The sequence below is a fragment of the Bacillus cereus group sp. MYBKT14-1 genome (assembly GCF_051915185.1).
GTDB classification, from domain to species: Bacteria; Bacillota; Bacilli; order Bacillales; family Bacillaceae_G; genus Bacillus_A; species Bacillus_A cereus.
Genome location: NZ_JBQAEF010000001.1, coordinates 721,428 through 735,020 on the forward strand (window position 1 = coordinate 721,428; position 13,593 = coordinate 735,020).

Below are 13,593 nucleotides of genomic sequence, written 5' to 3' on the forward strand. Positions count from 1 at the left end.
TCGTTTCAAGTAAACGAAATAGGTTAGAAAATGATTTAAAGAAGTACTGTTTGACAATGAGAATTCTTTTGGATAACAGTTTCACTTTATAGCGTTTTGAACATACTACAAGAAGTAGAACTGAACTTATAGGAGGTCGCAGTTATGAATAAATATAAACGTATATTCCTAGTCGTAATGGACTCTGTGGGAATCGGTGAAGCACCAGATGCTGAGCAATTTGGTGATCTAGGATCTGACACAATTGGTCACATTGCTGAACATATGAATGGGTTACAAATGCCTAACATGGTGAAATTAGGTCTTGGTAACATTCGAGAAATGAAAGGTATCTCTAAAGTAGAGAAACCACTTGGATATTACACAAAAATGCAAGAGAAATCTACTGGTAAAGATACAATGACAGGTCACTGGGAAATCATGGGCCTTTACATTGATACACCATTCCAAGTGTTCCCAGAAGGATTCCCGAAAGAATTACTTGATGAATTAGAAGAAAAAACAGGCCGTAAAATTATCGGTAATAAGCCAGCTTCTGGAACTGAGATTCTTGATGAACTTGGTCAAGAGCAAATGGAAACAGGCTCTTTAATCGTTTATACTTCTGCTGATAGCGTATTGCAAATTGCAGCACACGAAGAAGTAGTGCCACTTGATGAGTTATATAAAATCTGTAAAATTGCACGTGAATTAACATTAGATGAGAAATACATGGTAGGTCGTGTTATTGCTCGTCCATTCGTTGGTGAACCTGGAAACTTTACACGTACACCAAATCGTCATGACTATGCATTAAAACCATTCGGCCGTACAGTAATGAACGAATTAAAAGATAGTGACTACGATGTAATTGCTATTGGTAAAATCTCTGATATTTATGATGGTGAAGGGGTAACTGAATCACTTCGTACGAAGTCTAACATGGATGGAATGGATAAGCTTGTAGATACATTAAATATGGACTTTACAGGTCTTAGCTTCTTAAACTTAGTTGACTTTGATGCATTATTCGGCCACCGCCGTGATCCACAAGGATACGGAGAAGCTCTGCAAGAATATGATGCACGTCTTCCAGAAGTATTCGCAAAACTAAAAGAAGATGATCTATTATTAATTACAGCAGACCACGGTAATGATCCAATTCACCCTGGTACTGACCATACACGTGAATATGTACCATTATTAGCATATAGCCCAAGCATGAAAGAAGGCGGACAAGAGTTACCACTTCGTCAAACATTTGCTGATATTGGTGCAACAGTAGCAGAAAACTTCGGTGTGAAAATGCCAGAATACGGAACAAGCTTCTTAAACGAGCTAAAGAAATAGGGGGATAAACAAATGAATCGTGAACTTATTACAAAATCAGCTTCATACTTAAAAGAGAAATTTCAAGAGACACCACAAGTAGGACTAATCCTTGGATCAGGACTAGGTGTATTAGCAGACGAAATTGAGAATGCAGTAACAGTACCTTACAGTGAAATCCCTGAATTCCCAGTATCAACTGTAGAAGGCCATGCAGGTCAACTAGTATTTGGTACACTTCAAGGTGTAACAGTAGTAGCAATGCAAGGACGTTTCCACTTCTATGAAGGATACGACATGCAAAAAGTAACATTCCCAGTTCGTGTTATGAAAGAACTAGGTGTAGAAACAGTAGTTGTAACAAACGCAGCTGGTGGTGTAAATACATCATTTGAGCCAGGCGATCTTATGTTAATTTCAGACCACATTAACTTCATGGGTACGAATCCATTAATCGGACCGAATGATTCTGAAATGGGCGTACGTTTCCCTGATATGTCTACATCATATACAGTAGAACTTCGCGAAATGGCGAAACAAGTTGCAGCAGACTTAAATATTAAAGTACAAGAAGGTGTATACGTAGGAATGACAGGTCCTGTATATGAAACACCTGCTGAAATTCGTATGCTTCGTACACTTGGCGGAGATGCAGTTGGTATGTCAACAGTACCTGAAGTAATTGTAGCGCGTCACGCTGGTATGAAAGTATTGGGTATTTCTTGTATTTCAAATATGGCAGCTGGTATTTTAGATCAACCACTTCACCACGATGAAGTAATTGAAACGACAGAACGTGTTAAAGCTAACTTCTTAGCATTAGTAAAAGCAATCGTAAAACAAATGAAGGGGTGACTTCACAATGAGAATGGTGGACCTAATTGCAAAAAAACGTGACGGACATGCATTAACGACAGAAGAAATTAACTTTATTGTTGAAGGATATACGAATGGTGATATTCCTGATTATCAAGTAAGTTCACTTGCAATGGCAATTTTCTTCCAAGATATGAACGATCAAGAGCGTGCTGATTTAACGATGGCAATGGTAAATAGCGGTGATACAATCGACTTATCGGCTATTGAAGGTGTAAAAGTAGATAAGCATTCAACAGGTGGTGTTGGTGATACAACGACACTTGTATTAGGTCCATTAGTAGCTGCTTTAGATGTACCAGTAGCGAAAATGTCTGGACGCGGTTTAGGACATACTGGTGGTACAATTGATAAATTAGAAGCAGTTCCAGGATTCCATGTGGAAATTGAAAACGATGAATTCATGCGTCTTGTAAATGAAAACAAAATCGCTGTTATCGGCCAAAGTGGTAACTTAACACCTGCTGATAAAAAGCTATATGCACTTCGTGATGTAACAGCAACAGTAAACTCAATTCCGCTTATTGCAAGTTCGATTATGAGTAAAAAAATTGCTGCTGGTGCAGATGCAATTGTTCTTGATGTAAAAACTGGAGCAGGTGCATTTATGAAAACGGATGAAGATGCAAAACGTTTAGCAGAAGCAATGGTACGTATCGGTAATAACGTTGGTCGTAATACGATGGCAGTTATTTCTGATATGAGTCAACCACTCGGTGAAGCTATCGGTAACGCATTAGAAGTTCAAGAAGCAATTGATACATTACAAGGTAAAGGGCCGAAAGATTTAGAAGAGCTATGTTTAACACTTGGAAGTCAAATGGTGTACCTTGCTGGACAAGCTTCATCTTTAGAAGATGCACGTGAAAAGCTAATTGAAGTAATGAACAACGGAAAAGCGCTAGAATCATTTAAAACGTTCTTATCAGCGCAAGGCGGTGACGCATCTGTTGTTGATGACCCTTCTAAATTGCCACAAGCACAATTTAAAATTGAAGTGGAAGCGAAAGAAGACGGATATGTATCAGAAATCGTTGCAGACGAAATCGGAACAGCAGCAATGCTTTTAGGAGCAGGACGTGCAACGAAAGAGTCTGAAATTGATTTAGCAGTTGGTCTAATGCTGCGCAAAAAAGTAGGCGATAGCGTGAAGCAAGGTGAATCTCTCGTTACAATTTACGCAAACCGCGAAAATGTTGAAGATGTAAAAGCGAAAATTTATGAGAACATGAAGATCTCTAAAGAACACGTAGATGCACCAACTTTAGTACACGGTATCGTAACGAAGTAATAAAAAAAGCTGAGGAGATTTCTCCTTGGCTTTTTTTACTATTTTTTGTTTATAATAATAATGGGTGAAATTATGATTAGAATTTGTGCAGTAACAAAAACAGATGAAGTATTATATGATGTTTCTCTAGAAGAAACAAAGAAAGACCATATTGTATGGTATTGGCTAGATTTATATAAGCCAACGAAAGAAGAGTATACATATATTCTGCAAGACCATTTTAAGTTCCATCCCCTTGCAATTGAAGACTGTCTAGAATACGTACAGAGGCCAAAAGTTGATTTTTATGATGGATATAACTTTTTAGTTCTTCACGCGTTTGGAGAAGATGGGCTAGAACCACATGAAATTGATTTGTTTGTTAGTGATCGCTATATTGTTTCTTTCCATTTTTCTCATAATAATGCAATTGAAAGAGTATGGAAAACACTTGGTGAGAAGAGGCGGATTAAGAAAGGACCTTTACATGTAGCACATACGATCACTGATCAAATTGTAGATGATTATTTCGCACCTGTATATTACATTGAAGATCATTTAAATGCGATTGATGATAATTTAACAGGTGAGACAGCAGGAGCCGTACTAGAAGAAGTATTTGATATTAGGGCAGATTTATCTAAGTTAAGACGTACAATTATTCCAATGCGTGATTTATTGTATCGTATTTTGAATTCCACTCGTTTTTACGGTATAAGTGATCATGAGATTTATTTTAAAGATATACATGATCATTTACTTAAACTTACGGAAATGATTGAGGCAAGTCGAGAGTTAACGGCGGATATTCGGGATAGTTATTTTTCATTAAACTCACATCATATGAATAACATTATGAAAACATTAACTGTATTCTCGACTATTTTCATGCCATTAACATTTATTGCGGGAGTATATGGAATGAACTTTACGCATATGCCAGAGCTTGGTGGACAATATAGTTATTTTATTTGTCTTCTTCTAATGGCATTAATTGGCGGCGGAATGATGGCCTGGTTTTATAAAAAAGGATGGTTTAAGTAAAAAAACACCGAGGATTTCCTCGGTGTTTTTTTTCAACCAATAGCATGTAATACAAACATAGCTAAGAATAAGCATGTAATGATATACATAGATGGTGCGACTTCTTTACGCTTTCCAAGAGCAACTTTTAAGATAGGGTAAGCAATAAATCCGAACGCAATGCCATCAGCGATACTATATGTGAGCGGGATCATGACGATAATTAAGAACGCTGGAAATCCTTCTGAAAAATCGTTCAGAGGAATTTGCTGAATGCTTGTAATCATCAGGCCGCCAATAATAATTAAGATTGGTGCAATGGCACTATCAGGAATTAGTTTGACAAACGGAAGTGCAAACAATGATGCAAAGAATAACAACCCCGTAACGATAGACGTCAGACCTGTCTTTCCGCCTGCAGTAATACCTGCGGCACTCTCTACTGTTGATACGGTAGGGCTTGTGCCAAATAGACCACATGTCATTGCTGAAATTGCATTGGCTTGGTAAGCACGTGGGAATTTACGGTCATCTTCTAATAAACCGTGCAGAAGTCCCATGTTCTCAAAAATAAGCACCATGCTTAAGGAGAATGTTGCAATCCAAAACGGTAAGGAAGAAAGTTTGCCAAATGACATAGCTCCAAACACATCGCCGTAATTAGCGAATGAGAATGAACTATTTCCGATTTGACTTGTATCAACAAGGCCAAATAGCCATGCAATACCAGTTCCTATTGCAATCGTCCATAAAAAGTTTCCACGTACGTTACGAATAAATAGTACAAGTGCAACGATAAGAGTAAGCACGGTCGCAAGAACGACAGGGTTACTTAATTTACCCATTGCAACAGCAGTATTTGGGTTCGAAACGACTAAGCCACCTTTTTGCAATCCGATAAACGCTAAAAATAATCCGATGCCGACAGTAATTGCTTCCTTTAATGACTTTGGAATTGATACTGATAGCACGCGAGCGATTGGTGTAAAAGCGGCAATTGCAAAAATAATACCAGAGATAAAGACAGCAGCCAATGCTTCTTGCCAAGTTAGTCCAAGCGTATGCACAGCTGTGTACGTGAAGAATGCATTTACACCCATACCAGGGACAAGAATAGCAGGTGCATTTGCCCAAAATGCCATGAGTAGACATCCGACAAATGAACTGAAAACAGTTGCTAAAATTCCAGCTTCAAGAGGAATGCCAGCATCGGATAAAATTGATGCATTTACAATCATAATATATACGATCGTGAAAAATGACGTAACTCCAGCTAAAACTTCTTGTTTTGGTGATGTTTCGTGTAAACCTAATTTAAATGTTCTTTCAAGTATTCCTTTCATGTTAAACCTTCTTTTTCATATCCCTCTCCCACCCGTGATATCTCTTTCGTAAGAGCTCACCGTCCTTTATTATATCAGAACATCATGTTTTTACAACAAGGAAAATGATAACGTTTACTTATAAATGAAATTATTTATAAATACGTAAAAATTGCCCGTATTGTTGAAATAATTTCTAACTCTCCCGATTGAATGGGTGGAGCTGCTTGCGCATGTAAAGTAGCATAAGACGTAACCTCCCTTGGTAATTGGGCAGATTCTTCAACGAATGAGAGGGGAACAGGATTAATATTTAAATTATATGTACTCGCAATAGCACGAGCTTTTTCTACTGCTTGGTGCAGAGCTTGAATGAGAGCTTGCTCATAATATTTATTTGGATGAGATACTCGGAAACGTAAACCTTTTGCTACATTTGCACCATTTGAAACGGCTATATCATATACTTCCCCAGCTTTTTGTACATTTAAAACGGTAATTTCATACAAATGCTCCACGCGGTATCCTTGCAGCAATGCTTTATCATTTACATATTCGTATTGAGGAGTAATTGTATAAGAAATCGTCTCTATATCTTTATCGGCAATACCAAGCTGTTTAAGTGCATCCAGCAATTGTTTGGATTGCACTGCATTTTCTTCTTGAGCCTGTTTTACATTTTTATCATCTGTTCGAATGCCGAGTGTTAATATAACAACATTCGGTTTTGCTTTTACAACACCTTCTCCTTGTACAGTAATAGTAGCTTCTTTACCAGTATTAGCAGTGCGTACGTTGTGTAAATAAGGATTCATTCCACCCTGCATTTTCCATCACCATCCTTTTTATATGTATATGTGTGAACAAAAAAGAAATTTATATGAAAAAAGTTACATAAATGAGAATGTTGAGGAAAGAAAGCATATACAACATAGGTATTTATAGATTATAATATGTGTAAATATGATAAAAAAGGGACGAGGCTATTGAACGAAAAAAGAGAAACGCTGATTTTAGATTTATCTGCATCATTTCGAAAAATGATACGTTTATTACAAAATGATATTAATACACGTTTTGCAGAACATATGCCATATAATGAATTTTCTGTATTACGTGCGTTATTTTTAAACAGTCCACAGATGGCTTCGCAAATTGCGAGTGAAGTAAACGTAACCTCCAGTCATATTACAGCTGTTACAGATCGTCTCGTACGAAAAGGATTAGTAGAAAGAAAACGTTCTAATTCAGATCGTCGAATCGTGTACTTAGAAATTACAGAGCACGGAAGAGAAGTAACTGAAAAACTTGAAGCTGTGCGTAAAGAATATTATAAAGAGAGATTTAAAGGTTGGAGCGACCAAGAAATAGAAATGGTCTTAGAACTATTTGGCCGCGTATTATAATAAATGAGGATAGGAAGCGAAAGCATTCCTATCCTTTTTCTTTTGAATAAAAATATTTTGAAACTCCGATACTTTAATTAAAAGATCGGAGGAAAGATTATGAAATATATTGCTGCACTTACCATTTTATTTGGTGGTTTTTTCTGTTTTCAAACATTCACGTACGCAGATACGCCTATCCAAGTAGTGCGAAAAGAAGTGAAGTACATTGAAAATGATAATACAGTCTTATATTCGAAATTATGGGTTCGTTCTATGCAAAACGCAGTATTATTCCACCATAGCGATAATATTCGTAATCGGGACACATTACGTAATGTAACAAGTTCATCGCTTGTTAAAGCGAAGCAACTATCTTTTCAGAAAGGAGCACTTTATATACCGAGACTATCGCAATACGTATCAAAAATAGGGAAAGAAAACATTCAAGTGTACTACATTGCGATTCACTATAATGTGAAAAAAGAAAATGCATATCAATTAGATGGCATGAACTATTTTCTACAAGTATTCGTAAAAGAGCGTGGGGAATGGAAAATTGCCGAAAGTGTAGTTGCCCCGACAGAGCAAATTGTGCAAAATGGTGATGGATTTGGGATGAAAGAAGAGATGGTGTATGGGGATAGGAGAGAGAATGTGAAATAACCTCCTCATCGAGAGGAGGTTATTTTATTTGAAATTCCAAGAGACTTTCCATTTTAATATTTTAGGTAGGAAGAAATACGTAATGAAACTAGTTATTAAAAATCCGATGTAAAAGCTGGACAATGAGTGCGCGCGACTTAGTATTAAACCTCCAACGATCCCACCAAAGAAAATAGCGCATGCCATTACTAACTTTTGTAACTTTGGATATAATAGATAGTTACCATTTCGCTCATTGATTGAACGGGCATATAAATAAATACCGAGTGGTAATAAAATAAGTATATGTGCAATAGGTGCAATCAATGTTTTTGCCGGCGGAATCTTTGTAAAGTTTGGTTCGTTATGACGTACTCCATTTTGATCAGTATAAGCGCTTTGTGGATCATAATTAAAGTTAATAGTAAAATCTTCTGCTGGACTAGAAATACGTATGTTTTCCATAACATCATGTATAATGCCATTGTTCTCATGAAAGTCGGCACTCGAGTGAACAGCAATGACTCCTGATATTAGAGATGGAAGTAACGCTGGGAAGATTAATATAGCTGCAGTAAGAAATCCTTGCGATATCACATTTCCAGCGATTGTTCCTATACATAAGGCAAGTGTATAAATAGCGATTAATACAATTAACATATATATAAAGTAACTATGAAACGGTGAAAATACTTGATATTTATTATGAAAAGTCAACCTTTTCATAATAGCAAATAGCCCCCAGTTTAAAATGACAACAGCGGCGATATTACAGATTCCAAACAACCACTTTGTTATATAAAGGTGTGAACGTTTAAAGGGCATAGACCATAACAAGTCGCTAGCGTTATTTTGTCTTTCCCATCCAATTAACGTACAAGCTAGAATGGTCAGTATGCTACCTAACAGCATGATAGGATCTAAAAGTGTTAAATCAAAGTGATAATGATATACATAGTTCCATTTTTTATTGTCATTTAGAAAGTGTTGCTGTTGAATAGAAGTCATATAGTATTTATATGACAAACTATAGAAGCTGACGAGCCAAAATAACCATACAACATATTTACTTTGTTGATACGTTCTTAGCCATAGTGCTTTTTGAAACATAGGATCTCTCCTTTAAAAAACTTTATAATTTGTTAGGCGTGATAATACAACATAAGTAATGATTCCAGCGAGAAACAAACTGATATAGTAGTTAGGTAAGAAATAAAATTGATTGATTTTATAGCCACCTAGTAATGAAAAGTAAATGGTTGTCCCCCATATACATATTTTTAAATGTTTTTGGAAAATAAATATCCTTTGACTATTTTCATTTGGTGAACGCACATATAAATATGTCCCAAGTAGTAAATAAAATATTGTATAGAAAATAGGGACTAACATTGATTTGGCTGAATAATATACGTGAGATGCTGGATTTCTTAAAGTAGTTGGATCGTTGTCCCTCTTCCGAGAATCTGGCTGATAGTTATAATCAATAGAAAAGCGATATATTGGTACAACTATATTTGTTTTTTGATTGATTTCATATAGTTGTTGATCTAATTTATTATTTTTAGTATCGGTAGCCTCTAAATGGTTTAGTGTAAAAGTGTACACTAGTGGAATAAATGTAAGGCCCATTAGTAGCCATGGAATGCAAAAAATGACCTGTGAAACAATACTTCCAGTAAAAGTACCGATACATAGAGCAGCTGTATAGACTGCAGCATAAGAAACTATCGCATAAAGAAAGTATCGGTGAAGTGGACTAAATGATTGATAATCAAAATGGATAGTTGTTCTATAAATAACATACATAATAATCCAATTTATAAGTAACGAGCTCACAATACAGAAGGAACCGAAAGCCCATTTAGATAAGAAAACATGTTTTCTTTTAAATGGCATCGTCATAAGTAGTGTATTAGATTGGTTGCTACGTTCCCATCCTATCAATAAGCAGGCTAAAGCAATGATAAGAACAGTTAACCAAAAATTATTACCATCTCGTGCAGAAAAGGTATAAAAATAATAATACTGTTCCCCTTTTTCTTGTAATTCGTAATATTTATCGAGTTCCATCTGAGCACTTCTATAGTATCCGAGAGATAGAAGATAAAGCGAACTAAAGAAGAATAGTAACGCAGCATATTTCCCACGCTTCCAATTCCACATCCACAACGCCTTATGAAACATACCCATCCTCCTCCAGTGTCGTAACGAAGACATCTTCAAGTGACATTGTTAATTCTTCAATGAGCAGTGGTTGTTCTTTATAAAACTTCTCGAGTGTTGTAGCCACATTTCCCTCAATTAAGATTGTATATACTTTTCCCGTTTGATTTAATATTTTAATATTGCTTAAGTTTTCTAGTTTTTGAGGTAATGAACGCTCGTAAGCTACTTGTATTTTTGCAAATCGTGATTTTGCATCGTCTAGTGATGTAATAGACGAGATAGTATGGCCTTTTAATATAATGATTGTATCTGCAATTTGTTCCACTTCATCTAAATGATGGGTAGATATGAAAATGGTAATCTCTTTTTCTGCAACTTCTCCAACGAGAAACTGTAAAATTTTCCTTTTTACGATAGGATCAAGTCCATTTGTCGGTTCATCTAAAATAATATATTCTGCTTTTGTAGAAACAGCTAAAATGATGGCGAGCAGTGCTTTCATGCCTTTTGAATAGCTACGAATTCGTTTGTTTGGTAAGTTAAAACGTTCTAATAGTTCATAGAAATGTGTTTCATCAAATGCGGTATAAACTTCTTTATAAAACTTTACGATTTCTTTTACTGTATAACCGTTCAGTATGTTAGTAGAATCCGGAACATATACGATTTTTTGTTTCGTTTCAGGATTTTTATGGATGTCGATATCCTCATATGTAACAGTTCCCTCGTCTGGGTCTAAAATGCCGACCATCGTTCGTAATAAAGTTGTTTTTCCCGCGCCGTTTCTTCCAAGTAATCCGATGATACTCCCTCTTTGCAATGTGAAAGAAACATCGTCTAAAATCGTTTGATTATCAATTGTTTTCTTCAGGCTTGTCACTTTCAGCATCTGTATTTCCTCCAATCTCTTTATAGTATGAATCTATCCAATCATGAATTTTATCTTTTGTAACACCAAGATAAGAGGCTTCTAATAGTAATTGATGAAATTGCTTTTCAACCATAGCGATTTTCCTTTCGTCTAATGTTGGGGTAATCGATTGGGATACAAATGTTCCTTTTCCTCGTAACGTTTCAATAATTCCTTGTCGCTCTAACTCTTGATACGCTTTACTCACTGTATTTGGATTTATAACGAGTAAAGAAGCGAGTTCGCGTACAGAAGGAAGTTTATCACTTGGAGCCAACATGTTTTTCAATACGAGTTCTTTTATATTTTGAACAATTTGTTCCCATATCGGAGTGTTGCTTCTTGGGTCAAGTTGAATATGCAAGAGCAATGTCTCCTTCCTCATATGTATTAAGTGTACTACTATGTGTAATACACTTAATACAATATAGGGGACGAATGTATTTGTCAACTGAAAATAATAGAAAAAATTGGTATTAAAAAAAGGGGAATTGGAAAAAATAGGTCTGATATAGAATGGAGGGTTAGTCATGAAGCGAGTTTTTGGAATACTTGTTTGTTTCATGTTATTGCTTTCTGGAACTTCAGTGAGTTTTGCGCAATCTGAAAAAACGAAGCAGGAGAAAACAGAAGAAACAACGCCGAAGTTAGCGGAACAAGCGTCGTCAGCAATCGTAATTGAGCAAGATACAGGTAAAGTTTTATTTGATAAAAACCCAAATGAAAAATTACCACCTGCTAGTATGACAAAGATTATGACAATGCTTTTAATTATGGAACAAGTTGAAAAAGGAAAACTAAAACTGACCGATAAAGTTAGAGCGAGTGAACATGCAGCTTCAATGGGTGGATCGCAAATCTTTTTAGAACCTGGGGAAGAGATGACTGTAAATGAGATGTTAAAGGGTATTGCAATTGCATCTGGAAATGACGCATCTGTTGCAGTAGCCGAGCACATCGCAGGTTCAGAAGAAGGATTTGTAAATATGATGAACAAAAAGGCGAAAGATTTAGGGCTGAAAAATACACATTTTCAAAACCCAACAGGTCTTCCGGCCAAAGACCATTATTCGACAGCAAATGATATGGCTATAATGGCGAGAGAATTGATGAAGTATCCACTTATTCGTAAATACACAGGTAAGTACGAAGATTATTTACGTGAAGATACGGATAAAAAGTTTTGGCTCGTTAATACGAATAAACTAGTACGTTTTTATCCTGGCGTAGATGGAGTAAAAACAGGTTTTACGACAGAAGCGAAATATTGTTTAACAGCATCGGCTGAAAAAAATGGCATGCGTGTCATTTCAGTTGTCATGGGAGCACCAACATCAAAAGAACGGAACAACCAAGTGACGAAGCTTCTTGACTATGCATTTGGACAATATATGACAAAGAAATTGTATACGCGCGGCGAAAAAATTAAGACAGTTCAAGTAGGAAAAGGGAAAAAAGAAAAAGTAGATTTAGTTGCGTCAGATAATGTTTCTCTTCTTATGAAGAAGGGCGAGAATATGGACAAGGTAAAACAAGAAGTAATTGCTGAAAAGAAAGTAAAAGCACCGATTAAAAAAGGTGACGCGCTTGGTACACTTGTTATTAAAAAAGATAAAGATGTTTTATTAAAACAAACAATTGTAGCAAAAGAAGATGTTGCTGCAGCGAGCTGGTGGGAGTTATTTAAAAGAAGTTTTGGGATGTTTTCAACATCAAAATAGCGGCAAATATTTTGCCGCTTTTCTATTCGTATGTAAGTGAATAATGCTGAAAGGTTTCACTTTATGACGAAATAGTTCTTCTTTTGTCAGCAGGAAGGATTCTTATTTTGTATCACGAAAATCTTTATGTATGTGAATAAGTAAAGTTTGAGCATAAGGAGGAAATCGTGTGAGTCTTTCCATGCAATTAGAAGTAAAACGTGACGTCCTATGTGTGAGACTAGAGGGTGAATTAGATCATCATACGGCTGAAGAGTTGCGAACGAAAGTAACAGATATGATTGAGACACATGGTGTTCATCATATTGTTTTGAGCCTAGAGAACTTATCGTTTATGGATAGTTCTGGTCTAGGTGTTATATTAGGCCGATATAAACACGTAAAGGGATTAGGTGGAGAAATGGTTGTTTGTGCAATTTCACCGCCTGTTAAGCGTTTATTTGAAATGTCGGGCTTATTCAAAATCGTTCGCTTAGAAGAAAGTGAAGCGCACGCGCTCGCGACGTTGGGGGTGGCATAGATGAGAAATGAAATGAACCTTCAATTTTCAGCATTAAGTCAAAATGAATCATTCGCTCGCGTTACAGTGGCGGCTTTCATTGCACAACTAGATCCAACGATGGAAGAATTAACGGAGATTAAAACAGTTGTGTCAGAAGCGGTTACAAATGCAATTATTCATGGATACGAAGGAAATGCAGAAGGTATTGTTTATATTTCTGTAATTTTGGAAGAAGCAATGGTGAAACTCACGATTCGAGATGAAGGGATTGGAATCTTTAACTTAGATGAAGCGAGACAACCCCTTTTTACAACTAAACCTGAATTAGAGCGTTCCGGAATGGGATTTACTATCATGGAAAATTTTATGGATGAAGTAGAAGTTATTTCAAACGAATCTTTCGGGACAACAATCCATTTGACAAAATACTTATCAAATAGTAACGCTCTATGCAATTAAGGA

15 protein-coding genes are annotated in these 13,593 nt (G+C 36.1%); 9 read left to right on the top strand and 6 right to left on the bottom strand.

The features are described from left to right. Positions 1 to 144 precede the first annotated feature (144 nt). The 4 genes from deoB to corA are packed head-to-tail and all read left to right on the top strand — an operon-like array spanning position 145 to position 4,498. Entirely contained in the window at positions 145 to 1,329 is a 1,185-nt protein-coding gene (gene deoB, locus ACTFO4_RS03965; protein WP_001046079.1) for a phosphopentomutase, read from the top strand. A gap of 12 nt (positions 1,330 to 1,341) precedes the next feature. Further along, positions 1,342 to 2,163, top strand: a complete 822-nt coding sequence (locus ACTFO4_RS03970) for a purine-nucleoside phosphorylase (protein WP_001078446.1) — start codon at positions 1,342 to 1,344, stop codon at positions 2,161 to 2,163. 7 nt (positions 2,164 to 2,170) lie between these two features. Further along, positions 2,171 to 3,475 carry a pyrimidine-nucleoside phosphorylase gene (locus ACTFO4_RS03975; RefSeq protein ID WP_001243069.1) on the top strand — a complete coding sequence of 435 codons (1,305 nt, stop codon included), beginning with the start codon at positions 2,171 to 2,173 and terminating at the stop codon, positions 3,473 to 3,475. A gap of 60 nt (positions 3,476 to 3,535) precedes the next feature. Further along, positions 3,536 to 4,498 (top strand): magnesium/cobalt transporter CorA, encoded by a 963-nt coding sequence (gene corA / locus ACTFO4_RS03980; protein ID WP_002026281.1) that lies wholly within the window; start codon positions 3,536 to 3,538, stop codon positions 4,496 to 4,498. A gap of 32 nt (positions 4,499 to 4,530) precedes the next feature. Here corA and ACTFO4_RS03985 read toward each other — a convergent pair whose 3' ends face one another. Together ACTFO4_RS03985 and ACTFO4_RS03990 are read right to left on the bottom strand one after the other, a co-directional pair. Continuing rightward, positions 4,531 to 5,820, bottom strand: a complete 1,290-nt coding sequence (locus ACTFO4_RS03985; RefSeq protein ID WP_000676248.1) for an NCS2 family permease — start codon at positions 5,818 to 5,820, stop codon at positions 4,531 to 4,533. A gap of 134 nt (positions 5,821 to 5,954) precedes the next feature. Then, positions 5,955 to 6,626, bottom strand: coding sequence for an SIMPL domain-containing protein (locus tag ACTFO4_RS03990; RefSeq protein ID WP_001161449.1), 672 nt, complete (start codon positions 6,624 to 6,626; stop codon positions 5,955 to 5,957). A 159-nt stretch (positions 6,627 to 6,785) separates the two neighbouring features. Between ACTFO4_RS03990 and ACTFO4_RS03995 the strand changes: the two genes are divergently transcribed. Together ACTFO4_RS03995 and ACTFO4_RS04000 are read left to right on the top strand one after the other, a co-directional pair. Continuing rightward, a complete protein-coding gene (locus tag ACTFO4_RS03995) occupies positions 6,786 to 7,205 on the top strand; it encodes a MarR family winged helix-turn-helix transcriptional regulator (RefSeq protein ID WP_001003307.1) in 420 nt (139 codons plus the stop codon). Positions 7,206 to 7,304: 99 nt separating this feature from the next. Beyond that, positions 7,305 to 7,850: a hypothetical protein gene (locus ACTFO4_RS04000; protein ID WP_000873775.1), complete on the top strand. Its 546-nt coding sequence runs from the start codon at positions 7,305 to 7,307 to the stop codon at positions 7,848 to 7,850. A gap of 24 nt (positions 7,851 to 7,874) precedes the next feature. On the opposite strand, the gene ACTFO4_RS04005 is transcribed toward ACTFO4_RS04000, so the two are convergent. The 4 genes from ACTFO4_RS04005 to ACTFO4_RS04020 are packed head-to-tail and all read right to left on the bottom strand — an operon-like array spanning position 7,875 to position 11,272. Beyond that, the gene (locus tag ACTFO4_RS04005; protein WP_000486538.1) at positions 7,875 to 8,939 is read right to left on the bottom strand and encodes an ABC transporter permease subunit; all 1,065 of its coding nucleotides are present in this window, start codon (positions 8,937 to 8,939) and stop codon (positions 7,875 to 7,877) included. A gap of 12 nt (positions 8,940 to 8,951) precedes the next feature. Continuing rightward, the gene (locus tag ACTFO4_RS04010; protein ID WP_440013100.1) at positions 8,952 to 10,016 is read right to left on the bottom strand and encodes an ABC transporter permease; all 1,065 of its coding nucleotides are present in this window, start codon (positions 10,014 to 10,016) and stop codon (positions 8,952 to 8,954) included. Beyond that, the gene (locus ACTFO4_RS04015; RefSeq protein WP_017673591.1) at positions 10,006 to 10,887 is read right to left on the bottom strand and encodes an ABC transporter ATP-binding protein; all 882 of its coding nucleotides are present in this window, start codon (positions 10,885 to 10,887) and stop codon (positions 10,006 to 10,008) included. Before ACTFO4_RS04015 ends, ACTFO4_RS04010 begins: the two co-directional genes overlap by 11 nt. After that, on the bottom strand, positions 10,853 to 11,272 hold the full coding sequence (locus ACTFO4_RS04020; protein ID WP_017673592.1) for a GntR family transcriptional regulator: 420 nt from the start codon (positions 11,270 to 11,272) through the stop codon (positions 10,853 to 10,855). The genes ACTFO4_RS04015 and ACTFO4_RS04020 overlap by 35 nt, the downstream gene beginning before the upstream one ends. A 166-nt stretch (positions 11,273 to 11,438) precedes the next feature. On the opposite strand from ACTFO4_RS04020, the gene dacF reads away from it, so the two are divergent. The 3 genes from dacF (at position 11,439) to spoIIAB (ending at position 13,590) form a co-directional block, all read left to right on the top strand. Next, positions 11,439 to 12,629, top strand: coding sequence for a serine-type D-Ala-D-Ala carboxypeptidase DacF (gene dacF, locus ACTFO4_RS04025; protein ID WP_000831998.1), 1,191 nt, complete (start codon positions 11,439 to 11,441; stop codon positions 12,627 to 12,629). Between the two features lie 169 nt (positions 12,630 to 12,798). Continuing rightward, positions 12,799 to 13,149, top strand: coding sequence for an anti-sigma F factor antagonist (spoIIAA, locus tag ACTFO4_RS04030; protein WP_000059135.1), 351 nt, complete (start codon positions 12,799 to 12,801; stop codon positions 13,147 to 13,149). Further along, entirely contained in the window at positions 13,150 to 13,590 is a 441-nt protein-coding gene (gene spoIIAB / locus ACTFO4_RS04035; RefSeq protein ID WP_001243398.1) for an anti-sigma F factor, read from the top strand. Positions 13,591 to 13,593 lie beyond the last annotated feature (3 nt).